At 71.8% G+C, this 20,358-nt stretch carries 23 protein-coding genes; 13 read left to right on the top strand and 10 right to left on the bottom strand.

The window, feature by feature from the left end:
- The first annotated feature begins 28 nt into the window (after positions 1–28).
- Complete coding sequence (locus ACEPPI_RS05530) at positions 29–406, top strand: hypothetical protein (RefSeq protein WP_373914089.1); 378 nt, start codon at positions 29–31, stop codon at positions 404–406.
- 356 nt (positions 407–762) lie between these two features.
- Positions 763–1,734, top strand: a complete 972-nt coding sequence (locus ACEPPI_RS05525; protein ID WP_373914088.1) for a MinD/ParA family protein — start codon at positions 763–765, stop codon at positions 1,732–1,734.
- Positions 1,735–1,761: 27 nt separating this feature from the next.
- On the opposite strand, the gene ACEPPI_RS05520 is transcribed toward ACEPPI_RS05525, so the two are convergent.
- Together ACEPPI_RS05520 and ACEPPI_RS05515 are read right to left on the bottom strand one after the other, a co-directional pair.
- Complete coding sequence (locus ACEPPI_RS05520; RefSeq protein WP_373914087.1) at positions 1,762–2,397, bottom strand: hypothetical protein; 636 nt, start codon at positions 2,395–2,397, stop codon at positions 1,762–1,764.
- Entirely contained in the window at positions 2,394–3,560 is a 1,167-nt protein-coding gene (locus tag ACEPPI_RS05515; RefSeq protein WP_373914086.1) for a C40 family peptidase, read from the bottom strand. Before ACEPPI_RS05515 ends, ACEPPI_RS05520 begins: the two co-directional genes overlap by 4 nt.
- 115 nt (positions 3,561–3,675) lie before the next feature.
- On the opposite strand from ACEPPI_RS05515, the gene ACEPPI_RS05510 reads away from it, so the two are divergent.
- Positions 3,676–4,374, top strand: a complete 699-nt coding sequence (locus ACEPPI_RS05510; RefSeq protein WP_373914085.1) for a hypothetical protein — start codon at positions 3,676–3,678, stop codon at positions 4,372–4,374.
- A gap of 141 nt (positions 4,375–4,515) precedes the next feature.
- Here the strand turns inward: ACEPPI_RS05510 and ACEPPI_RS05505 are convergent, their stop codons facing one another.
- The 3 genes from ACEPPI_RS05505 to ACEPPI_RS05495 all read right to left on the bottom strand — a co-directional run bounded on the left by ACEPPI_RS05505 (position 4,516) and on the right by ACEPPI_RS05495 (position 5,711).
- Positions 4,516–4,737, bottom strand: a complete 222-nt coding sequence (locus tag ACEPPI_RS05505; protein WP_373914084.1) for a hypothetical protein — start codon at positions 4,735–4,737, stop codon at positions 4,516–4,518.
- Entirely contained in the window at positions 4,734–5,150 is a 417-nt protein-coding gene (locus ACEPPI_RS05500) for a hypothetical protein (protein ID WP_373914083.1), read from the bottom strand. The genes ACEPPI_RS05505 and ACEPPI_RS05500 overlap by 4 nt, the downstream gene beginning before the upstream one ends.
- Positions 5,151–5,270: 120 nt before the next feature.
- Positions 5,271–5,711 carry a nuclear transport factor 2 family protein gene (locus ACEPPI_RS05495; protein ID WP_373914082.1) on the bottom strand — a complete coding sequence of 147 codons (441 nt, stop codon included), beginning with the start codon at positions 5,709–5,711 and terminating at the stop codon, positions 5,271–5,273.
- A gap of 114 nt (positions 5,712–5,825) precedes the next feature.
- Between ACEPPI_RS05495 and ACEPPI_RS05490 the strand changes: the two genes are divergently transcribed.
- Positions 5,826–6,395 carry a PadR family transcriptional regulator gene (locus ACEPPI_RS05490; protein WP_373914081.1) on the top strand — a complete coding sequence of 190 codons (570 nt, stop codon included), beginning with the start codon at positions 5,826–5,828 and terminating at the stop codon, positions 6,393–6,395.
- Positions 6,382–7,167, top strand: a complete 786-nt coding sequence (locus tag ACEPPI_RS05485; protein ID WP_373914080.1) for an SGNH/GDSL hydrolase family protein — start codon at positions 6,382–6,384, stop codon at positions 7,165–7,167. Before ACEPPI_RS05490 ends, ACEPPI_RS05485 begins: the two co-directional genes overlap by 14 nt.
- A gap of 9 nt (positions 7,168–7,176) precedes the next feature.
- Here ACEPPI_RS05485 and ACEPPI_RS05480 read toward each other — a convergent pair whose 3' ends face one another.
- Positions 7,177–7,974 carry a VOC family protein gene (locus tag ACEPPI_RS05480; RefSeq protein ID WP_373914079.1) on the bottom strand — a complete coding sequence of 266 codons (798 nt, stop codon included), beginning with the start codon at positions 7,972–7,974 and terminating at the stop codon, positions 7,177–7,179.
- 175 nt (positions 7,975–8,149) lie between these two features.
- On the opposite strand from ACEPPI_RS05480, the gene ACEPPI_RS05475 reads away from it, so the two are divergent.
- Positions 8,150–8,983: a sulfurtransferase gene (locus ACEPPI_RS05475; RefSeq protein ID WP_373914078.1), complete on the top strand. Its 834-nt coding sequence runs from the start codon at positions 8,150–8,152 to the stop codon at positions 8,981–8,983.
- Between the two features lie 45 nt (positions 8,984–9,028).
- Here the strand turns inward: ACEPPI_RS05475 and sepH are convergent, their stop codons facing one another.
- Complete coding sequence (sepH, locus tag ACEPPI_RS05470) at positions 9,029–10,090, bottom strand: septation protein SepH (RefSeq protein ID WP_373914077.1); 1,062 nt, start codon at positions 10,088–10,090, stop codon at positions 9,029–9,031.
- A 531-nt stretch (positions 10,091–10,621) separates the two neighbouring features.
- Here sepH and ACEPPI_RS05465 point away from each other — a divergent pair.
- Entirely contained in the window at positions 10,622–11,467 is an 846-nt protein-coding gene (locus ACEPPI_RS05465; RefSeq protein ID WP_373914076.1) for a hypothetical protein, read from the top strand.
- Between the two features lie 50 nt (positions 11,468–11,517).
- Here the strand turns inward: ACEPPI_RS05465 and ACEPPI_RS05460 are convergent, their stop codons facing one another.
- On the bottom strand, positions 11,518–12,846 hold the full coding sequence (locus ACEPPI_RS05460; RefSeq protein ID WP_373914075.1) for a D-arabinono-1,4-lactone oxidase: 1,329 nt from the start codon (positions 12,844–12,846) through the stop codon (positions 11,518–11,520).
- Positions 12,797–14,053 (bottom strand): MFS transporter, encoded by a 1,257-nt coding sequence (locus ACEPPI_RS05455; protein WP_373914074.1) that lies wholly within the window; start codon positions 14,051–14,053, stop codon positions 12,797–12,799. The genes ACEPPI_RS05460 and ACEPPI_RS05455 overlap by 50 nt, the downstream gene beginning before the upstream one ends.
- A 184-nt stretch (positions 14,054–14,237) precedes the next feature.
- Here ACEPPI_RS05455 and ACEPPI_RS05450 point away from each other — a divergent pair, with 184 nt between their 5' ends.
- Both ACEPPI_RS05450 and ACEPPI_RS05445 read left to right on the top strand, forming a co-directional pair.
- Positions 14,238–15,398 (top strand): ferrochelatase, encoded by a 1,161-nt coding sequence (locus ACEPPI_RS05450; protein WP_373914073.1) that lies wholly within the window; start codon positions 14,238–14,240, stop codon positions 15,396–15,398.
- A 12-nt stretch (positions 15,399–15,410) separates the two neighbouring features.
- On the top strand, positions 15,411–16,214 hold the full coding sequence (locus ACEPPI_RS05445; protein ID WP_373914072.1) for an inositol monophosphatase family protein: 804 nt from the start codon (positions 15,411–15,413) through the stop codon (positions 16,212–16,214).
- A 74-nt stretch (positions 16,215–16,288) separates the two neighbouring features.
- Here ACEPPI_RS05445 and ACEPPI_RS05440 read toward each other — a convergent pair whose 3' ends face one another.
- Entirely contained in the window at positions 16,289–16,456 is a 168-nt protein-coding gene (locus ACEPPI_RS05440) for a hypothetical protein (RefSeq protein ID WP_356209418.1), read from the bottom strand.
- Positions 16,457–16,738: 282 nt separating this feature from the next.
- Here ACEPPI_RS05440 and ACEPPI_RS05435 point away from each other — a divergent pair, with 282 nt between their 5' ends.
- The 4 genes from ACEPPI_RS05435 to ACEPPI_RS05420 all read left to right on the top strand — a co-directional run bounded on the left by ACEPPI_RS05435 (position 16,739) and on the right by ACEPPI_RS05420 (position 20,263).
- Positions 16,739–17,392 carry a response regulator transcription factor gene (locus tag ACEPPI_RS05435; RefSeq protein WP_030235203.1) on the top strand — a complete coding sequence of 218 codons (654 nt, stop codon included), beginning with the start codon at positions 16,739–16,741 and terminating at the stop codon, positions 17,390–17,392.
- 4 nt (positions 17,393–17,396) lie between these two features.
- Complete coding sequence (locus tag ACEPPI_RS05430) at positions 17,397–18,641, top strand: sensor histidine kinase (RefSeq protein WP_373914071.1); 1,245 nt, start codon at positions 17,397–17,399, stop codon at positions 18,639–18,641.
- Positions 18,642–19,024: 383 nt separating this feature from the next.
- Positions 19,025–19,321: a DUF4193 domain-containing protein gene (locus tag ACEPPI_RS05425; protein ID WP_030235196.1), complete on the top strand. Its 297-nt coding sequence runs from the start codon at positions 19,025–19,027 to the stop codon at positions 19,319–19,321.
- A gap of 9 nt (positions 19,322–19,330) precedes the next feature.
- A complete protein-coding gene (locus ACEPPI_RS05420; protein ID WP_373914070.1) occupies positions 19,331–20,263 on the top strand; it encodes a hypothetical protein in 933 nt (310 codons plus the stop codon).
- Positions 20,264–20,358 lie beyond the last annotated feature (95 nt).

Genomic DNA, 20,358 nt, shown 5'->3' with positions numbered 1-20,358 from the left:
GGCGTCGATGTCACGGCGTCCTGTGGGAGTGGACGAGGCCGAGGCGCTGCCGGGCGAGCTCGAACCTCTCGAGTGGAGCCCGAGCCGTGGCCCCATCACGGAGGAAGAGGCCCTGGGGGTCCTGCGCCGTAGGCGGCGGAACGAGCTGAGTCAGGCACCGAAGCGGGAGGGCGCCAAGCGCCCCGAGGTGCCGACGGAGCTGCCGGCGGTTGACGCCCGGAAGGTACCGGTCGTCAACCGCTTTCCCGCCCGCTATCTGGCGATCGCGCACGCGCGAGCCGAGGTGGAGGGCACCAACTTGACGGCCATCCTCGAAGAGATGCTGGTCAAGTACGCCACAGGAAAGCCCACCCGGCCGCAGACCGTGAGCCGTCGATTGCTGTCCTTGTACACTCGCGAGGACTAGCCCGACGGCCCAGGCCGCGGCTGGGCGATGAACGTTGGGGGAGAGTAAGCGTGTCCAGGATTGGTGTCTTCGGCGCCATGTCGACTGCCGAGACCGACGACAGTGAGTTGCCGCCCGACTTCGCCCGGCAGCTGCCTTCGACGGAGAACCGCCCGCCGGTGGCCGGGACCGCGGCACCCGAGCCGGAGTCCGGGCAGATTCGGACTTCCGCGCCGCAGACCATGCCCGAACCCGCTTCTCAGCAGCCCTATGCTCCGGCGCCCCTTCCCACGCCTGCACCTGTACCGGGGTCCTTCGGGGGTTTCGGCCCGGCCGGCGATGAACCCGCTCCCGCCCCGGTACCACTGCCTCAAGGCGTGAGCCTTCCGGCCGCCAACCCCTACGCGGGTCATTACCAGTCACCCCCGGCCCCCGGTGCCGCGCCCGCCACCGGGCAGGGCGCCGCGGAGCCCAGCCGACTGCCCGGACTGCGCCGGTTCGCCGGCCGGAGCAAGCCGTCCGGGCCCGAGCAGCAGCGCCTGGCCCGGTTGCAGACGCCCACACACCGCCCGTACCGGATCAGCGTCACCAGCATCAAGGGCGGCGTGGGCAAGACGACGACGTCGGCGATGCTCGGTTTGACGTTCGGCCGCCACCGCGAGGACCGGACGATCGTGGTGGACGCCAATCCGCACGCCGGGACCCTCGCGGACCGGCTCCTCGGCGAGCGCGTCATGCCGACGGTGCGCGACCTGGTCAGCGCGGAGCAGCGCATGCGGGCAGTGAACGGCAGGGGCCTCACGGAACCCGCCCAGATCCACCAGTACCTCGGCCAGACGGACCGGCTCATGGTGGCGGCCAGCGAACAGAACCCCGAGATCAGCGAGTCGTTCGACGAAGAGGACTACCGCCGGACCCAGGACATCCTGGCCCGGGCCTTCGACATCATCATCACCGACAGTGGTACGGGAATGAAGCACTCCGGGATGCGCGGCACGCTGGCGGTGACGGACCGTCTCATCGTGGTGGCCGCTCCCCGCTTCGACGCCGCCCGGCGAGCCGTCAAGACCCTGGACGAGGTGTACGCACAGGGGTACCCGGAGCTGGTGAAGGACGCCGTCGTCGTGATCACGATGGATACGCCGAAGGCCGTCGGCATCAACTTCGACACCCTCGTCCAGTATTTCCAGCGATTGTGCACCACCGTGGTGCAGATCCCGTACGACCGGCTGCTCTACGCCGGCGGGACGATCGACTACGACCGGGTGTCCGCCGACACCCGTGGTGCGTACATGGACCTGGCTTCGTTGCTGGCGGACGGTTTCACCACCGGGTCGCCCGCGGTCTGACGGACGGTCGGCGGAGGTGGCCGTCCGTCAGCCGTGCGCCCGGCCGGCGACGAGCCACTTCCCGTCGAGCAGGCGCAGTTGGAGAACCATGCCGTCACGCGCGGCGTCGCCGCCCCCGTCCCAGACGGTCCGTGCCGTGTAGGAGACCTGCACCCAGCGTTCGGTGTCACTGGCCGGTGCCTCGGGCGGGGTCACCGCGCCCAGCTCCTCCGCGGTGACGCGGACGTCGCTCTTCTTCGCCTGCTCGCACTCGCGGTCACACCGGTCCCCGCCCGCGTTCTGGAGGGACTTCAGGTAGTCGGCGGTCGTGTACGGCTTGATCTGATCGAGGTACGTGCGCGGGCCCGGGTCGTCCTTCCAGCGGCGCTTGATGTACGCGTACACATAGGCCTTGGCCACCATCTCGGGGTTCTTGAAGTCGACACTCGCGCCGGATCCGGGCGTCGGAACCGGGGACGCGCCGCCCGCGGGCTCGCCCCCGGCGCCCGTACCGGGGGCGGCGCTCACCCGCGAGCTCGGGGAGGCCGGCGCGGGCTGAGGCTTCTTCGCGCCCTGGCTGCAGCCGCTCAGCAGCGCGGCTGCCACCGCCGTCACCAGGCATGCCCGCGACAGCCGTAGCGCGGTCGCCCCTCCCGTGTCCCTCCGGGTCTGTGACCTGCTCATATTTCCCTCCGAGGGCCGATGAGCGGAATACCGGCCGCCTGGGTGCCACCGGAGTCCTTGCCGGACCCGGAGCCCTCCTTGAGGATGCGCGAACCGCCGATCCACTGGTTCATCCAGTAGCTGTTCTTGCTGACTTCGGTCACGATCTCGACGTTCTTGCCGGTTCGGGGCGCGTGGATCATCGAATCGTTGCCCAGGTACATGCTCACGTGATGGATGCCGGGGACCGTTCCGTCGCTCGACCAGAACATCAGGTCTCCGGGTTTGAGATCGGTGTAGTTGTGCACCCGGGTACCCGCTTCCCACTGATTGCCCGTGTAGGGGTACAAGCTGATGCCCACCTGTGCGTAAGCATGGTGCATCAGCCCCGAGCAGTCGAAGCCCGGAGGCATCGGAGGCGGACACCGCTCCTCATTGGTCGGGCCCTTCTCGTCACCGCCGGCCCAGCAGTAGGGCGTGCCGATCCATCGTTTGGCCGCGGCGATGACCTTGCCCACGTCCCCTTCCAGGCCCACGTCCGTGCACTTGATGTCCTTGGCGCGACCGACGATCTTTCCCGCCAGGCTTTCCCATTTGTCGTAGGCCTCGGGGAAGGCCGACGCCTGGACCTTCTGAGCCGCCTGCCCCTTGCCCATCGTCTCCCACTTGTAGGCGAGGAGCCCCGGGGGGTTGGGCGGGGCCGGGTGGTTCGGTCCTCCGAAGAATGCCTTGGCGGAGTAGTTCGGATCCATGATCTCGTCGATGCTGCCCCAGCCCGCCGAGGGACGCTGCTGGAAGAGCCCGACGCTGTCGCGGTCGCCGCCTCTGATGTTCTCCAGCTTGCTCTCCTGGAGGGCCGTCATGATGGCGATGATGAGGCCGTTCTCGGGTATCTTCGTCGCCTCTCCGACGTGCACGATCACCGCGGCATTGGCCATCTGCTGCTTGTCCACCGTGTGCCAGCCGTAGCCGGGGATGTGCTCCTTCAGGGTCTCGCCCCCAGGGTCGCAGACCGTTCCGGGCGGGACGCCGCCGCTGCTTCCGCCGCCCTTGGATCCGCCCAGGCTTCCGTTGAACACCCCTGCCATGGCGACGATGGCGCCGCTACCGGCAAGGAACAGTCCACCGCCGCTGAACAGGAACGCGCAGACAAGCACGATGACGATGAGCGTCTTCTTGTCCACCGGCCGTCGCGCCCCCCGTCTGTAGCGCCCCCCGAGGACACTCGTGTCTATACCTTACGAGTAAGTGTCTATACTTCCAATCGCCTTGGGCAATGAACGGGAAGGGACCAACACCGTGTCCGAACAGCCGACTTCCGTCCCGCTGGGTCCCCAGAAAGCCTCGGCCCACGCACTTGCGGTTGTCATGCGCGACTACCTCTCCTACGGAGAGAGCGGTATGGAGGACCTCAGGACGGCGGTGAACGCCCGGAGGCGCAAGCCCGTCATCAGCGCGTTCTGCGGCGAGCTCCATCAGATCCTGACGAACCAAGCTCCCATACCGACGGAAGTCATCAATCGCGAGTTCCGACGCCGGGCGAAGGAAGAGGCCGCTGCAGGCGAGGGCGCGTCGGACGAGCCGGTGGTGTACGACGACCAAGAGGCATACGAGGCCCTGGCCGACCTCTGGGACTACCTCGGCCTGAACCCCGACGGAGAGCCGGAAGACAGCGACGCGACGCTGAAGTCGGCCATCCGCGAACGCCGTTCCCAGCTGCTGTGGGTCGACGGCGATCCGGTCGAGGCGCTGAAGGCCTGGATGTCGTGGCGCTCCCTCGCCCTCTTCCTCGGCGGGTCCGTCCTCTGCACCGCGAGCTGGGCGCTGTACGAGAGGATCGACATCGGATTCGTCCGCGGCCTCCTTCTCCTGCTGACCATCATCGGCTTCGTCGGAGCGAGCATCGGCGGCGGCGCGCTCTGGCTGCGGCGCGTGCGCTACGTCAATCCGGACGCCTTCCTGCCGAAGAAGCCGGAACCGAAGGAAGAACGTCGCTGACCGATCGGAAGCCGCCGGTCGTCAGGAAGCCGATCCACGAGGGCCGGCCGCTCACGCCGGCGGGTCGTCTCGGGCACGGCGGTTGACCGAAGCCGGCCGGCACGGGGTCGAGCATCGCGCCGACCCGCCGGGTCCCCGCGGTCAGTCCCGGGCCGCGCTGCGGCCGGGGTCGTCCGTGCCCGCGATGGCCGTGAGCGTGGAGTCGGTGATCTCCACCAGATCCCGTACCCGGCCGAACTCGGCCTTCTGTACGGGGGCGAGAGCGGCGACGACCGACAGGCCTACGGCCGAGGCCGGCAGCGGGGCGAGCGCGTGGCGCGGGGGCGGAGTCCGCTCCGCGTCCGCCGGGGGCCCGTACGTCATGCGGAGCGCGCCTCCCGCCGGGCCGCGGCGGCCGCGGGCAGTGCGCACGCCAGGGCGGCCACGGCCGCGAAGGCGGTGACGTCGCGGAAGACGGTGTAACCGAGCAGCAGGCTCGTGACGTAGGCGACCGCCCAGGTGCCGACCACCCTGAGGTGGCGGCCGCCGTGGCCGCGCGGGACCACGGGCTGCCGCGTGGCGAACAGGGACAGGCCCACGACGACCGCGGCGTTGCCCGCCGTGCCCACCAGGGTGCCCGTCCGCCCGTGCCACAGCAACACCACGGGAACGAGGAGGAGTTGCCACCCGGCGAAGGCCCACAGGTAGGCGGCGTACCACCCGCTCTTCCCGCGGGTGTGGCCCTCGATCCGCGCGATGCCCCGCAACGACGCGATGGCGTCGGCCCGTTCCCCCATGACGGAGTCCTCCCGTTCGCCTCCGGGCCTCCCCGAAACATGCCGGCCCGGCATCTGCTTGCCACATTAGCGAGTGGATGCCGGGCCGACGGGGAAGGGCCTTTCGCGCGTGGCGGTCCGTCAGGCGTGCGCGGTGGCCGCCGGGTCGGGAACCAGGCCGTCGGCCACCAGTCCCGCGAGCACCGCCCGTCCCAGGGCGTGGACGGCCGACTGGGGGCGGACCATCACCGTGAACTCTTTGATCCGGCCCGCCCCGTCGAACTGCAGCAGGTCGATGCCGTGGATCTGTTTCCCGTCCACCACGGCACGGAAGGGCAGGACCACCGACGGCGCCTCCCCGCCGTCGGCGCTCGTCTCGGCCGCGCCGTCCAGCCGGCCCAGGTAACGGAGGTCTCCGAAGACGCGCAGCAGCACGCCGAACAGGCCCAGCACCATCGGCCTGCCCTCGAAGGGGGTGAACTTCACCGGGCTGTACAGCCGGACGTCCTCGGTGAACAGGTCGTCCAGCGCGCTGAGATCGCGCTTCTCCACGGCGGTGCGGAAGCGTTCGGCGGTCTCCATGACCCCTCCAGGTGCTCGGAACACACGGGAATGCGGCAGCTACTCAAGAATGTGACTAGTCAGTTTTTTGAGTATGATGCCGGGGCGGACGATCAAAGGGAAGGGGGCGGCGGGATGGCCTTGAAACACGCGGTGCTGGCGGCGCTGCTCGACGGCGAGTACAGCGGGTACCAGCTGGCGAAGGCCTTCGACGTGGGCGTCGCGAACTTCTGGCACGCCCTGCCCCAGCAGCTCTACGCCGAACTGGCCAAGCTGGAGCAGGACGGACTGGTGGAGGGCCGGCAGGTGGTCCAGGAGAGCCGGCCCAACAAGCGGCTGTTCCGGGTCACCGACGCGGGCCGGGCCGAGCTGGAGCGGTTCGCCGACGCACCACCGAAACCCTCCTTCATCCGCGACGACCTGCTGGTCAAGGTGCAGAGCGCCGACCGCATCGGCACCGGAGCGGTGATCGAACAGCTTGAGGAGCGGGCCGCCGCCGCGACGGCCAAGATCGAGCTGCTCGGCGCGATGCTTCGCACCATGCGCGGCACCGCGGACGAAGCGGAATACCTGCTCCGGGGCGAGCGCATCGGCGGGTACCTGACCTGCCTGCGCGGCCTGGCCTTCGAACAGGGCCACCGGGACTGGTGCCTGAGGATCGCGGCCGTACTCAAGGAGAGGCAGGGAGCACGTGCCGAACGGTGAACCCATCCGCTACGTCGCCCTGGGCGACAGCCAGACCGAAGGGCTCGGGGACGGGGACGACACGACCGGCCTGCGGGGCTTCGCCGACCGGCTCGCCGCGCATCTCGCGACCGCCCACCCCGGCCTGCTCTACGCCAACCTGGGCGTGCGCGGCCGGCTCGCCGCCCAGGTCCACGCCGAACAGCTGGCGCCCGCCCTCGCCCTGCGCCCCGACGTGGTGACCGTCGTCGCCGGGGTGAACGACCTGCTCAGGCCCCGGTTCGACGCGGCCGCGACGGCCGGGCACCTGGAGGAGATGTTCGCCGCGCTCACGGCCGCCGGAGCCCGCGTGGCGACCGTGACCTTCCCCGACGTGGCACGGATCGCGCCGATGGCCCGGCCCCTGGCTCCCCGCGTGGCCGCGATCAACACCCACATCCGCGCCGCCGCCGCCCGGCACGGGGTCGCCGTGGCCGAAACCGGTCGGGCCGACGCCGCCAACGACCCCCGGATGTGGAGCACGGACCGGCTCCACGCCAGCCCCCTCGGCCACGCCCGGATCGCCGCCGCCCTCGCCGAAGCCCTCGCCGTGCCCGGTTTCGGCGACACCTGGACCCACCCGCTGCCGCCCCGCCCGGCCCGGGGCGTCGTGCGGAGCGCGGCGGCCGAACTCGGCTGGATGGCCGGATTCCTCGGCCCGTGGCTCGGCCGCCGCCTGCGCGGCGCCTCCTCCGGCGACGGCCGTACCGCCAAGCGCCCCGACCTCCGCGCCCTCGACGCCCCGGCGCCCTGACCCCGGCGCCTATCGGGCCGCCGGGACGTCCGTGTGGACGAGGGCGAAGACCGCGCCCTCCGGGTCCGCGACCGTGGCCACCCGGCCGCGGACGCCGTCGCGGGGCGGCGCGACGATCCGTCCGCCCAGCTCGGTCACCCGGGCGGCGGTCGCGTCGGTGTCCGCCACCTCGAAGTACGTCATCCAGTGCGGCCCCCGGTCGTGCGGCAGCGACCGGCCGACCCCGTGCACCGCGGCGACCGGACGGCCGCCCAGGAGCAGGGTCAGGTGGTCGAAGTCGGCGGACGAGGAGGGGTGCTCCTCCGCCTCGTGGCCGAAGACGTGCTGGTAGAACTTGCCGACCGTCGAGGTGTCCTGGGTGACCAGCTCGTTCCACACCGGGGCTCCGGGCACCCCAGGCCGGCGCGTGCCCGGATGGGCCCCGGCCTGCCAGATGCCGAAGATCGCGCCCAGTGGGTCGGAACAGATCGCCATCCGGCCGGCCGCCCCGGCGTCCAGCGGTCCGACCGCGACCGTCCCGCCGCAGGAGCGGATCGCCTCGGCGGTGGCGTCCGCGTCATCGGTGGCGAAGTACGTGGTCCACGCCACCGGAAGGTGACGGTCCGGCGGCATCTCCCCGACGCCCGCCACCTCCTGTCCGTCGAGGAGGGCCCGTACGTACGGGCCCAGCTGGTTCGGGCCCGGCTCGTACTCCCAGCCGAAGAGGTCCGCGTAGAAGTCCTCGGTGTTCCCGAGTCCGTGCACCATCAGGCTCACCCAGCACGGTGTGCCGGGCGGGCGCTGCGAAACCCCCGCTGCCGCCGTCATGTCAGCCGTCTCCTGCCGTCGTGTCCCTGTTCCCCGCTGATGCTTCCACTCCGCGAGACCCGGCGCGCCCCGACCGGGCCGGGTGACGGCGGCCCGGAGCAGAGTGACCGAATCACTGCTGCCCGTCGATGTCCGGCTTGTTACGCGGGGCCGGGCGGGGGAGGAGGATGACCCCATGACTGCGATTCTCTCGGCCTCCGAACTGATGAGCGAGATGGCCGGTTCCCGGCCGCCGGTGCTCCTGGACATCCGCTGGCAGCTGGGCGGCCCCGACCAGCGCCCCGCCTACGAGGCCGGGCACCTGCCCGGCGCGGTGTACGTCGACCTCGACCACGAACTGGCAGGTCCGCCCGGGTCGGGCGGCCGTCACCCGCTGCCGGACCCGGAGGCCTTCGGCGCCGTGATGCGCCGGGCCGGGGTCCGCTCGGACGTGCCGGTGGTCGTGTACGACGGTGGGCAGGGCTGGGCCGCCGCACGTGCCTGGTGGCTGCTGGGCTGGACGGGTCACCCCGACGTGCGCGTCCTGGACGGGGGCCTGGCCGCTTGGGCGGCCGCGGCCGGTGCGGTGACCGCCGACACGCCCACTCCCGGGGAGGGCGATTTCAAGCCAAACCCGGGGGCTCGGGGGCTGCTGGACGCCGACGCGGCGGCCTCGCTCGCCCGCTCGGGAGTGCTGCTCGACGCCCGTGCCGGGGAGCGGTACCGCGGTGAGGTGGAGCCCATCGATCCGGTCGGCGGCCACATCCCGGGCGCCGTGTCGGCCCCGACCACGGAGAACGTCGGTCCGGACGGCCTGTTCCTGCCGGCCGAGGCGCTGCGTGCGCGGTTCGCCGGGCTGGGTGCCACCGGGGGCACCGAGGTGGGCGTGTACTGCGGCTCCGGGGTGTCCGGAGCGCACGAGGTGCTGGCCCTGCGGGTGGCGGGAATCGAGTCGGGCCTCTACGCGGGCAGCTGGTCGCACTGGTCCTCCGACCCCGCGCGGCCGGTGGCCACGGGCCCGAACCCCTGACGGGAACGCCGGGTCGGCACCCCGTCCGGGGCGCCGACCCGGCGGCTACTCCTGCTTCTTGCGCCGGGTGCCGAACACGATCTCGTCCCAGCTGGGCACCGCCGCGCGGCGTCCGGGGCGGACTCCGTCGGCCTCGGCCTGCCGGTCCGTCGTTCCGGTCAGCCGGTCGCGGTGGCCCGCCACCGTACGGGGCATCAGCACGTCGGCGTACGCCGTGCCGGCTCCGGCCGACGCGGCGGCCGGGGGCTCCTCGCTCTCGGCCTCCTCGGCGGGGACCTCGGCCCGGTCGGTACGGTCCGGGACCACCAGGTCGCCCCGGAAGCTCGGGACCGCTTCCAGCAGGCTGGTCAGCGTGTCCCGCTCTTCCTCCGGCTCCGGGACGGGCGCGGGGGCGGCGCGCCCCTCGACCCGTTCGAGCTGCCGGTCGAGGGCGCGTTCCAACGGCCGGTCGAGGGTGCGGTCCAGTGGCCGGTCCCGCGGCAGCCGGGCGATCCTCGGTACGAAGGGGAAGGTCGGCTCCGGGGTCGAGGGCAGGTCGTCCGCCTCGCCGATCAGGGAGCGCGCCTCGTCGTCCACGGCCACGACCAGCCGGCGCGGCGGGTCGTAGGTCCAGCTCGCGGAGTGCGGTTCGGTGGCCACCCGGTAGACCAGCAGCACCTCCCAGGTGCCGTCGTCGCGGCGCCAGGAGTCCCACTGGACGGAGTCCTTGTCGGCCCCCCGCAGGGTGAGCCGTTCCTGCACGGCCTCGCCGAGCTGCGGTCCGGTGTTCTCGCCGGGGCGGCGCACGGGGGTCTTGCGGGCCCGCTCCGCCATGAAGGCGCGCTCGGCCAGGACGGGACCCTCGAAGCGGCGGACCCGGTCGACCGGGATGCCGGCGAGCTGCGCGACCTCCTCCGCGGAGGCACCGGCCCGTATGCGGGCCTGGATGTCGCGGGGGCGGAGGTGGCTCTCCACCTCGATCTCGATCTGGTTCAGGCGCGCGCGGTCATTGCGCACGGCAGCCCGCAGCCGCTCGTCGATCGGAAGCGTGTACTCCGTGCTGTCCGCAGCCTTGAGCACCAGTCGTGTGCCGTCATTGGAGACGGCCACGACACGCAGTTCGGGCATGGGGACCTCCCGGGTGGTGCCTGCCGACGTCACGTGCGTCGCTGCTTCCGCTAGTCGAGTGTGGCCTGCCCGGGTGCAGCCTGCCACAACCTTGCCGAGTTAAACCGGCGTGTCGGGCATGCGCCCTTGATCGACGTTATGGCACGGTTACCTGTTGGGCACGCACAGTGACCGAGTGGTTACTGTGCGCAGCAGGAGCCCGTGCGATACCGCGGCATCACCGGTCTTGAGTGCCGTTTCTCCATCAGCCGGCCCCCTCTCCCGAGTCCGGACATCCGTAAGGAAGGACGGCCCCAGGGCTCGCCACAGTACTCCATTCGGGCCACCTGGGTGGACCGCCGCGCCGCCGAAGTTGTCCGGGGTGGCGGGAGTTGGGCTGCCCGAAATCGGGTCCGCGAGGGGGGCCACCTGCAAACCGGTCCGTTTTCGGGTGTCTTGCTTCACAGAATCCCCAGAAGCGGAACTATCCCTTTCGCCCGGGTGTCAGTAACTGCTGGAAGAGGAGAAGCGCGAGAGGCAGGACACACCCGGATGGCGATGGGTCAGAAGGCGGCGGGGGAAACCGAACCGGAGGAGTCCGGGGGCCGGAAGCTCGATCTGAGCGTCACCCAGATAGCGGGCTCCTCCCTGGCGACGGTCGCGGCGGCCCTGCTCGCCTCGAAACTGGGCGTCTACGGGACCATCCTGGGCGCCGGCGTGGTGAGCGTGGTCGCCACCGCGGGCGGCCCGGTCATCCAGCACGTCTTCCGGCGCACCGGCGACCAACTGCGCGGGAGCGCGCGCGCCGGGGCCGGTCGGGTGGTGCAGCCGGCCGCCGCCGAGCGGGCGCCCGGCCCCGGCGGGATCACGGAGGAGTTCGGCGAGGCCACCGTGCACGGCACCCGCGTACGGGGCTGGAGGCGGACGGCGGTGGCCTCCGGGGCGGCGTTCGCCCTCGCCATCGGCGGCCTCGGGACCTACGAGGCCCTGGCCGGCACCTCGATCAGCAGCGACGGCGGCACCCTGCTGTCGGGCGGCTCCCGCAAGGCCCCCGACCACCGTCCCGCACCCCCGGAGGACGGGCGGGACGGCGGCGGCGCGGGCGAGCGCGGGGGGAAGGACGGGAAGAAGCCGGGCTCCGGTCCCTCCCCGGACCCCTCGGCCTCCCGCGGTTCGGGCGGACACGGCACCGGCGGGACCCCGTCCGGGAGCCCGACGCCGCCGGCCCCGGACCCGTCGGCCTCTCGGGCCGCCACGCCCTCGAAGTCCGCCACCCCGCCCGGTCCGACGCCCGGCACCGGCGGCACCGGAACGAGCTCGGGAACCGGCGGCGGAACGGGCTCCGGAACCGGGCAGGGCGCCGACGGCGCGGAGCGGCAGGGCGGGGGCACCCCTTGAGCGGGGGCCCCTTGAGCGGGGGCCCCTGAGTGGGGGGGCACCCCCGGGGTTCACTCGCCGAGCACGCGCCGCAGGTAGTCGTTGCCGAACACCCGGTCCGGGTCGAGCCGGTCGCGCAGCGCGGTGAACTCCCCGAAGCGCGGGTAGACCCCGGCGAGGTACTCCGCGTCCCGGGTGTGCACCTTGCCCCAGTGCGGCCGCCCGCCGTGCGCGGTGAAGATGCGCTCCGCGGCCGTGAAGTAGGCCTGGTACGGGGTGCCCTTGTACATGTGCACCGCGATGTACGCGGTCTCCCGTCCCGAGGCCGTGGACAGGGTGATGTCGTCGGCCGGGGCCGTGCGCACCTCCACGGGGAAGCTGATCCGCAGCGGGGAGCGGTCGACCATCGCCTTGAGTTCCCGCAGCGCCTCGACCAGCCGCTCGCGCGGAAGGGCGTACTCCATCTCCACGAAGCGCACCCTGCGAGGGCTGGTGAACACCTTGTACGGGATGTCCGTGTAGGTGCGCGCCGACAGGGCGCGGCTGGCCACCCGGGCGATCGCGGGGACGGTCGCCGGGACGGCGCGGCCCAGCGAGTTGACGGCCTGGAAGACGCCGTTGGAGAGCAGTTCGTCCTCCACCCAGGCGCTGACGGCGCCGGGCGGGGCGGCCGGGCCCTGGCTGCGGTTGTTCCGCTTGGTGTTGCAGTTGCCGGTGTGCGGGAACCAGTAGAACTCGAAGTGTTCGTTCTCCGTGACGTGCTGGTCGAACTCGGCGGTCACCCGGTCGAAGCCCATGGGCTCCTCACGGGCGGTCAGGAAGAAGAGCGGCTCGACCGCGAAGGTGATCGCGGTGACGATGCCCAGGGCGCCGATGCCGAGCCGGGCGGCGGCGAAGACCTCCGGGTGCTCCTTCTCCGAGCAGGCCAGGACCCGGCCGTCCGCGGTGACCAGCTCCAGGCCGCGGATCTGGGCGGCGATCGAGGCCGAGTCGCGGCCGGTGCCGTGGGTGCCGGTGCTGGTGGCGCCCGACACGGTCTGTTCCATGATGTCGCCCATGTTCGTGAGCGACAGTCCCTGGGCGGCCAAGGCCCGGTTGAGGTCCTTGAGGACCGTGCCGGCCGCCACCGTGACCGTCCCGGCGGCCCGGTCGACGGACAGGATCCCGGCCAGGGCCTGGGGTCGTACGAGCACGCCGTCGGTCGCCGCCGCCGCGGTGAAGGAGTGGCCGGTGCCGACCGCCTTCACCCGCAGCCCCTCCTCGGCGGCCCTGCGGACCGCCTCCTGTAGCTCCCCGACCGAGGCCGGGCTCACCACCCGCGCGGGCGTGGCGGTGATGTTGCCCGCCCAGTTATGCCACGTGGTCCGCCGGTGCTTCTGCGCTGCTGTCCCCGTCGCCATCGGTGGAAGGCTCCTCCCCTTGCGCCGGCCTCGTCAGCCGGCGGTAACCCGCGAACGCCACCGCCGCCGCGGCCGTCCCCGCCGCGATCGAGACGACGTACCCGCGCTGGGCGCCGGCCGCGTCGATGACGAGACCGGTCACGGAGGAGCCGACCGCGACCCCGACCGCCAGGCCGGTGCTGATCCAGGTCATGCCCTCGGTGAGCTTCGCGCGTGGTACGTGCGCTTCGATCAGGGCCATCGTGGTGATCATCGTGGGAGCGATGGCGAGGCCCGAGACGAAGAGCGCCACGGCCAGAAACGGAAGGTTCCCGGCCAGTAGGAGGGGGATCATACTCACGGCCATCGCACAGATGCCCAGTACCCACCTGAGTTCCGTCCGGCCCTTGAGATGGAGCAGCCCGAAGACGATGCCGGCCAGGCAGGATCCGGCCGCCCAGATGGCCAGGATGAAGCTGGCCGCGGACTTGTGGCCCTGCTCCTCGGCGAAGGCCAGGGTGGACACGTCGATGGAGCCGAAGATCGCTCCGGTGGCCACGAAGGTGGCCGTCAGCACCTGGAGACCGGGGGACCGCAGGGCCGACGTGTGCTTCGCCTCCGCCTCGCGCGGGTGCGGGGCGGGCTCGGTGGAGCGCTGCGCGGTGAGCAGCCAGACGCCGACGAGCAGGCAGACGGCCGCGATCAGCGGTCCGGCTTCGGGGAACCAGGTGGTGGAGAGCCCGATGGCGAGGATCGGGCCGAAGATGAAGCAGACCTCGTCGACGACGGACTCGAAGGAGTACGCGGTGTGCAGCTCGCGGGGGGAGTCCCGGTAGAGCGTGGTCCAGCGGGCGCGGACCATCGAGCCGACGCTCGGTACGCAGCCCGCGATCGCCGCGAAGACGAAGAGGGTCCAGTCGGGGAGGCCGTTCGCGGCGGCCACCAGGAGTCCGGCGACCGCGGCGACGGAGATCAGGGTGGCGGGGCGCAGGACCCGGCGCTGTCCGTACTGGTCCACCAGCCGGGAGACCTGGGGGCCGATGACCGCGGCGGCGAGGGCCAGGGTGCCGGTCAGGGCGCTGGCCATCGCGTAGCGCCCGGTGATCTCGGAGATCATCGTGAGGATGCCGACGCCCACCATGGAGATCGGCAGCCGGCCTATGAGGCCGGCGGCGCTGAACCCCTTGGTGCCGGGGGCCGCGAAGATCGCGCGATAGGGACTGGGCAAGGTGTCTCCGTAAGGGACGTCGTCGGCCCATACAGGTTACGACCGCCGACACGGGACCCGCACGGGGACCGGACGCGGGAGCCCCGTCCGGCCAAATGAACTTAGGGTCACCTTACCTGCGACGCGTCCGCGATGCGGACCGGGCGGTTCTCCCCGGCGAACCCCGGGTGGCAGGATTCGAGGCATGTCAGACCAGCTCCGTGCCCCCGAAGCGCCCGTGGCCGAAGGCCTCGCCGCCCCCTACGACGCCCTCCTGCTGCTGTCCTTCGGCGGCCCCGAGGGACCCGACGACGTCGTGCCGTTCCTGGAGAACGTCACCCGCGGGCGCGGGATCCCGCGCGAGCGGCTCAAGGAGGTCGGGCAGCACTACTTCGGCTTCGGCGGCGTCAGCCCCATCAACGGGCAGAACCGCGAGCTGCTGGACGCGCTGCGCAAGGACTTCGCCGGGCACGGGCTGGACCTGCCCGTGTACTGGGGCAACCGGAACTGGGCCCCGTACCTGACCGACGTGCTGCGCGAGATGGCCGCCGACGGGTGCCGCCGCATCGCCGTCCTGGCCACCAGCGCCTACGCCTCGTACTCGGGCTGCCGCCAGTACCGCGAGAACCTCGCGGACGCCCTGGCCACCCTCGCCGAGGAGGGCGTGGCCGAACTGCCCCGGGTCGACAAACTGCGGCACTACTTCAACCACCCCGGCTTCGTGCAGCCCATGATCGACGGCGTCCTCGCCTCGCTGGCCGGGCTGCCGGACGCGGTCCGCGACGGCGCGCACCTGGTCTTCACCACCCACTCCATCCCGACCGCGGCCGCCGACACCTCGGGCCCCCTGGAGGAGCACGGCGAGGGCGGCGCCTACGTCAGGCAGCACCTGGACGTGGCAGGGGTGATCGCCGACGCCGTCCGGGCGGAGACGGGAACCGAACGGCCCTGGGAGCTCGTTTACCAGTCGCGCAGCGGCGCCCCGCACATCCCGTGGCTGGAGCCCGACATCTGCGACCACCTGGAGGCCCTGCACGGGGCGGGAGCCCCGGCGGCGGTGATGGTGCCGATCGGCTTCGTCTCCGACCACATGGAGGTCCTCTACGACCTCGACACCGAGGCCACGGCGAAGGCCGCCGAACTGGGCCTGCCCGTCGCCCGGTCGGCGACGGTCGGCGCGGACCCGCGGTTCGCGGCGGCCGTGCGCGAGCTCCTGGTGGAGCGGGCCGCGGCGGAGCGGGGCGAGGACGTGGAGCGCTGCGCGCTGGGCCTGCTGGGCCCGAGTCATGATCTGTGTGCCGTGGGCTGCTGCCCGGCGCGGGGGCCCCGGCCCGCCGCCGCGGGCGCGGACAGCCCGTACGCGTGAGGGAGTGGGAACGTGATCTCCGAAGAGTTGAAGGCCGAACTGCTGGAAGTGGCCCGGGAGGCCGCCCTGCAGGCGGGTGAGCTGCTGCGCGACGGGCGCCCCGCCGACCTGGCGGTGGCGGCGACGAAGAGCAGCCCGATCGACGTGGTGACCGAGATGGACATCGCGGCCGAGAAGCTCATCACGGGCCTGCTCGCGGAGCGCCGGCCCGAGGACGGCCTGCTCGGCGAGGAAGGGTCCGACACCCCGGGCACGAGCGGGGTCCGCTGGGTCATCGACCCGCTGGACGGCACGGTGAACTACCTCTACGGGCTGCCGAGCTGGGGCGTCTCCATCGCCGCCGAGTACCACGGCGAGACCGTGGTCGGGGTCGTCGCGGCGCCGATGCGCGGCGAGACGTACCACGCCGTGCTCGGGGGCGGCGCGTGGAAGGGCGGCGAGCGGCTGGCCTGCCGGGCCGACGCGCCGCTGGACCAGGCGCTGCTGAGCACCGGCTTCGCGTACGTCCAGACGAGGCGGGCCCATCAGGCGGAGGTCGCACAGCGGATCATCCCGCTGGTCCGGGACATCCGGCGGGGCGGCTCGGCGGCGCTGGACCTGTGCGACGTGGCCGCGGGGCGCCTCGACGGCCACTACGAGCGCGGGCTCAATCCGTGGGACCTGGCCGCGGGCGAGCTCATCGCGCGGGAGGCCGGCGCGCTGACGGGCGGCCGGCCCGGTGAGCGCGCCTCCTTCGAGCTGACGCTCGCGGCCTCCCCGGCGGTGTTCGCCTCGCTCCAGCCGCTGCTGGAGGAAGCCGGGGCCTGGCACGACTGACGGCACGGAACGGGCCCCGGCCGCCGAAGACGGCGGCCGGGGCCCGGTCGAGATCGTGTTCCGTTGCCGACGGGTCAGGCGGCGGACACGGCGACGCCGTGTTCCGCCGCGAGCCGCTGGAGATCTTCCAGCTCGGCCTGCTCCACATCCGCGAGGTGGTCGTCGCCCGTCTCACGGGCCTTGCTGAGGTCCGACTGCGTGGCTTTGATGCGCTGCAGAAGACCCGCGGTGAATGCGTCCATGGTGGGTGCGCCCCCTCTTCGTGGGTCGGCGGCGGACGAGCACGGGGCAGTCCGCCGTCAGGGAGTGGTTGGGGTGTGCTGACGTCCTCCCCGGCACCCCGGTCCCAGAAACCTCGTGAGACGAGGGAATCCTCACCTCCACCCCATCCACACCCCTCATCCACCCCGTAAACGCCTCCCCGGACGGCCCCAGGGGCGCCTTACAGCCGGTTTACGGCCGAAACCGGCAGGATGGAGGCGCAATACACGTGTGCCCTTCTGGGCTCGAAGGAAGGAAACGACGTGCGCGTACTCGTCGTCGAGGACGAGCAGCTGCTCGCCGATGCGGTGGCCACCGGCCTGCGCCGGGAGGCCATGGCCGTGGACGTCGTGTACGACGGCGCCGCGGCCCTGGAGCGCGTCGGGGTGAACGACTACGACGTGGTGGTGCTCGACCGGGACCTTCCCCTGGTGCACGGCGACGACGTCTGCCGCCGGATCATCGAACTCGGCATGCCCACCCGGGTGCTCATGCTCACCGCCTCCGGCGACGTGAGCGACCGGGTCGAGGGCCTGGAGCTGGGGGCGGACGACTACCTGCCCAAGCCCTTCGCCTTCACCGAGCTGACCGCCCGCGTCCGGGCGCTGGGCCGGCGGACGACCGTGGCGCTGCCGCCGGTGCTGGAGCGGGCCGGGATCAAGCTGGACCCCAACCGGCGCGAGGTGTTCCGGGAGGGCAAGGAGGTCCAGCTGGCGCCGAAGGAGTTCGCGGTGCTGGAGGTGCTCATGCGCAGCGAGGGGACCGTGGTCTCCGCCGAGCAGCTGCTGGAGAAGGCCTGGGACGAGAACACCGACCCGTTCACCAACGTGGTCCGGGTGACCGTCATGACCCTGCGCCGCAAACTCGGCGAGCCGCCCGTCATCGTGACGGTGCCCGGCTCCGGATATCGGATCTGACCGGATGGCCGCGACCCCCGCGCCGCCGACGGCGCCACCGAAACCGACCTGGGACCCCGGCCAGCCCGAGGGTCCCTTCCCTTGGCTGAGACCGACCATCCGGATACGGCTCACGCTGCTGTACGGCGGCATGTTCCTGATCGCCGGGATCCTGCTGCTGTCGATCATCTACCTGCTCGCCGCCCAGGCGCTGCGGGAGGGCAACGCGCTCCCGTTCAAGATCGTGGGCGGCCAGAAGGTCGAGGTCTCCAGCACCACCTGTTCCGGGGTGGGCATCGACCAGTCCATCGACCAGTTCAACGCCGCCATCGGACAGTGCATCCTCGACCAGCGCAAGCACGCCCTCGACGACCTGCTGCGCCGGTCCCTGATGGCGCTCCTGGGCCTCAGCATCATCGCCTTCGCCTTCGGCTACGCGATGGCCGGCCGGGTGCTCTCGCCGCTGGGCAAGATCACCCGTACGGCCCGCCGCGTGGTCGGCTCCGACCTGACCCGGCGGATCGAGCTGGACGGGCCGGACGACGAGCTGAAGGAGCTGGCCGACACCTTCGACGAAATGCTGGACCGGCTGGAGCGGGCCTTCACGGCCCAGCAACGGTTCGTGGCCAATGCCTCGCACGAGCTGAGGACCCCGCTGGCGATCAACCGGACGCTGCTGGAGGTCCACCTCTCGGATCCCGGAGCGCCGGTGGAGCTGCAGCAACTGGGCAAGACCCTGCTGGCCACCAACGAGCGCAGCGAGCAGCTCGTCGAGGGCCTGCTGCTGCTGGCCCGCAGCGAGAACCAGATCGTCGAGCGCAAGCCGGTCGACCTGGCGGAGGTCGCCTCGCGCGCCATCGACCAGGCGCGCGGGGAGGCCGGCGCCAAGGGCGTGGAGATCCGCGGCGAGCGGGCGCTGGCCGTGGTCCAGGGCAATGGCGTCCTGCTGGAGCGGATCGCCCTCAACCTGGTGCAGAACGCCGTCCGGTACAACGTGCCGGAGGGCGGCTGGGTGGAGGTCACGACCGAGGTCCAGCACGGCCAGGCGGTGCTCCTCGTCTCGAACACGGGTCCGGTGGTTCCCGCGTACGAGGTGGACAACCTCTTCGAGCCCTTCAGGCGGCTGCGTACGGAGCGCACGGGCAGCGACAAGGGTGTCGGGCTCGGCCTGTCGATCGCGCGCTCCGTGGCGCGCGCACACGGCGGCCGCATCCTCGCGACGCCGCGCGAGGGCGGTGGCCTCGTGATGCGCGTCACGTTGCCCCTTTGATCCACCCGGGACCATGTTCGCTGTCAGCGGAATGGCAGGGTGGGACGATGGGTGGTAGTTGTGTGATCGATCACATTGCCGAGTGTCCGGTCATGTGCGTTCAGTGATGCCAGTGAGGCCGGAAAGCCCGGGAAGTCCGGGTTTCCGGTCCCCCCGGTGGCGGGAAATACACGGGGTGGCGTTTGTGCAAGACGGCCCCCGGACCGTGTACGGTCCCGGTCGTCATCCCAGCCACAAGCCCTTCGGGCGTGCGGCTGGGTGTCGATTGAGTAACAGACCTTGATGTGAGGCAAAATCTCCGCCTCAGGTCGGGCACAAGTCCGGCCTCTCGCGCGTTACGTGCGCTGAGACACCGCTAAATCCCAGAGGGGGAGAGCGAAAAAATGGCAACGGACTATGACACCCCACGCAAGACCGACGATGACGTCGACAACGACAGCATCGAAGAGCTGAAGGCCCGGCGCAGCGAGAAGTCGTCCTCGAACGTCGACGTCGAGGACTTCGACGGCGCCGAAAGCCTGGAGCTTCCCGGTGCGGACCTTTCCAACGAGGAACTGGCCGTCCGGGTCCTCCCGAAGCAGGCGGACGAGTTCACCTGCATGAGCTGCTTCCTGGTGCACCACCGCAGCCAGCTGGCACGGGAGAAGAACGGCCAGCCGATCTGCCGCGACTGCGACTGAGGCTCGGCGGTGACCGGCTCGACGCCCTTTCGGAAGCGACGCTTGCGGAAATCCGGCGGTCCGGCGGAGACGAGCGTGGTGGCCACGGGCCCGGAAACGGGCCCCGGCACCCCCGCCGCCCCGCCCCTCGACACGATCGTCGTGCCCTTCGGCACCGCCCAGGCGGTGCCGCCGGCCACAGCGGCCGACGAGGGGTCCCGGGAGCGCAAGCCCGGGGCCGGCCGGATGGAAGCCGTCAGGAACGGTGTACGCAAGGGCGGCGAAAGCGCGAAGGCCGCCGCCCTGTACATCGCCGACCGCATCATCGAGAACGCACCGCGCGTTCCGGTCCGGGACCTCGCGACCCTGCGCGCGCAGTTCCCGGGTCTCGACCCCGATCAACTGGCCGACAAGCTGATCTCCGGGGCCGCCCATGCCACCTCGACGGTCGGCGCGGGCATCGGCGCCGCGGCGATGCTGCCGGTTCCGCCCGCCATGCCGGCGGAGCTGGCCGCGGAGATCACCGCCGTCGCCGCGATCGAACTCAAGCTCGTCGCCGAGCTCCACGAGGTCTACGGCCGGCGGCCGCCCGGCGCCCTGAAGGACCGCACCACCGCCTACCTGACGGCATGGACCGAGGAGCGCGGGATCGACCTGACCAAGCCGACCACGCTGAACGCGGCGCTCGGCGGTCAGATGAAGCGGGAACTGCGCCAGCAGATCATGAAGCGGATGTTCCGCAACCTGCCCAACCTGATGCCGTTCATGGTCGGCGCGGCCGTCGGCGCGGTCATGAACCGCCGGGACACCCGGAAACTTGCCGAGAAGGTGCGTACGGACCTGCGCAGGCGGGCCGTGCCCTGGGAGTACCTCCCGCAGTCCCGGCCCCTTGACGGCCCCTCCCAGCCCCTTCCCGGGGCACGCAGGCCCGCACTGGAGGGCCCGGAGCGCGAGCTGAGCTGAAAGCCCGCCCCCGTGGCGCGGCCCCGGACCGGGGTTCGGGCCCCGGACCGCAACCCTGCCCGACGAGCCGGGCCGGGCTCCGGACGCCCGGGGCC

The organism is Streptomyces sp. AB3(2024), from assembly GCF_041862025.1.
Taxonomy (GTDB): Bacteria; Actinomycetota; Actinomycetes; order Streptomycetales; family Streptomycetaceae; genus Streptomyces.
The sequence above is the reverse complement of the archived record's forward strand: the minus strand, read 5'-3'. Positions and strand labels throughout refer to the sequence as shown.

Bases quoted from the DNA above. Each gene is read 5' to 3' on its own strand.
- ACEPPI_RS05520 (WP_373914087.1), bottom strand. From the start codon at position 2,397: ATGAGCAGGTCACAGACCCGGAGGGACACGGGAGGGGCGACCGCGCTA.
- ACEPPI_RS05505 (WP_373914084.1), bottom strand. From the start codon at position 4,737: ATGACGTACGGGCCCCCGGCGGACGCGGAGCGGACTCCGCCCCCGCGC.
- ACEPPI_RS05500 (WP_373914083.1), bottom strand. From the start codon at position 5,150: ATGGGGGAACGGGCCGACGCCATCGCGTCGTTGCGGGGCATCGCGCGG.
- ACEPPI_RS05495 (WP_373914082.1), bottom strand. From the start codon at position 5,711: ATGGAGACCGCCGAACGCTTCCGCACCGCCGTGGAGAAGCGCGATCTC.
- ACEPPI_RS05490 (WP_373914081.1), top strand. From the start codon at position 5,826: ATGGCCTTGAAACACGCGGTGCTGGCGGCGCTGCTCGACGGCGAGTAC.
- ACEPPI_RS05480 (WP_373914079.1), bottom strand. From the start codon at position 7,974: ATGACGGCGGCAGCGGGGGTTTCGCAGCGCCCGCCCGGCACACCGTGC.
- ACEPPI_RS05475 (WP_373914078.1), top strand. From the start codon at position 8,150: ATGACTGCGATTCTCTCGGCCTCCGAACTGATGAGCGAGATGGCCGGT.
- sepH (WP_373914077.1), bottom strand. From the start codon at position 10,090: ATGCCCGAACTGCGTGTCGTGGCCGTCTCCAATGACGGCACACGACTG.
- ACEPPI_RS05465 (WP_373914076.1), top strand. From the start codon at position 10,622: ATGGCGATGGGTCAGAAGGCGGCGGGGGAAACCGAACCGGAGGAGTCC.
- ACEPPI_RS05460 (WP_373914075.1), bottom strand. From the start codon at position 12,846: ATGGCGACGGGGACAGCAGCGCAGAAGCACCGGCGGACCACGTGGCAT.
- ACEPPI_RS05450 (WP_373914073.1), top strand. From the start codon at position 14,238: ATGTCAGACCAGCTCCGTGCCCCCGAAGCGCCCGTGGCCGAAGGCCTC.
- ACEPPI_RS05440 (WP_356209418.1), bottom strand. From the start codon at position 16,456: ATGGACGCATTCACCGCGGGTCTTCTGCAGCGCATCAAAGCCACGCAG.
- ACEPPI_RS05430 (WP_373914071.1), top strand. From the start codon at position 17,397: ATGGCCGCGACCCCCGCGCCGCCGACGGCGCCACCGAAACCGACCTGG.
- ACEPPI_RS05425 (WP_030235196.1), top strand. From the start codon at position 19,025: ATGGCAACGGACTATGACACCCCACGCAAGACCGACGATGACGTCGAC.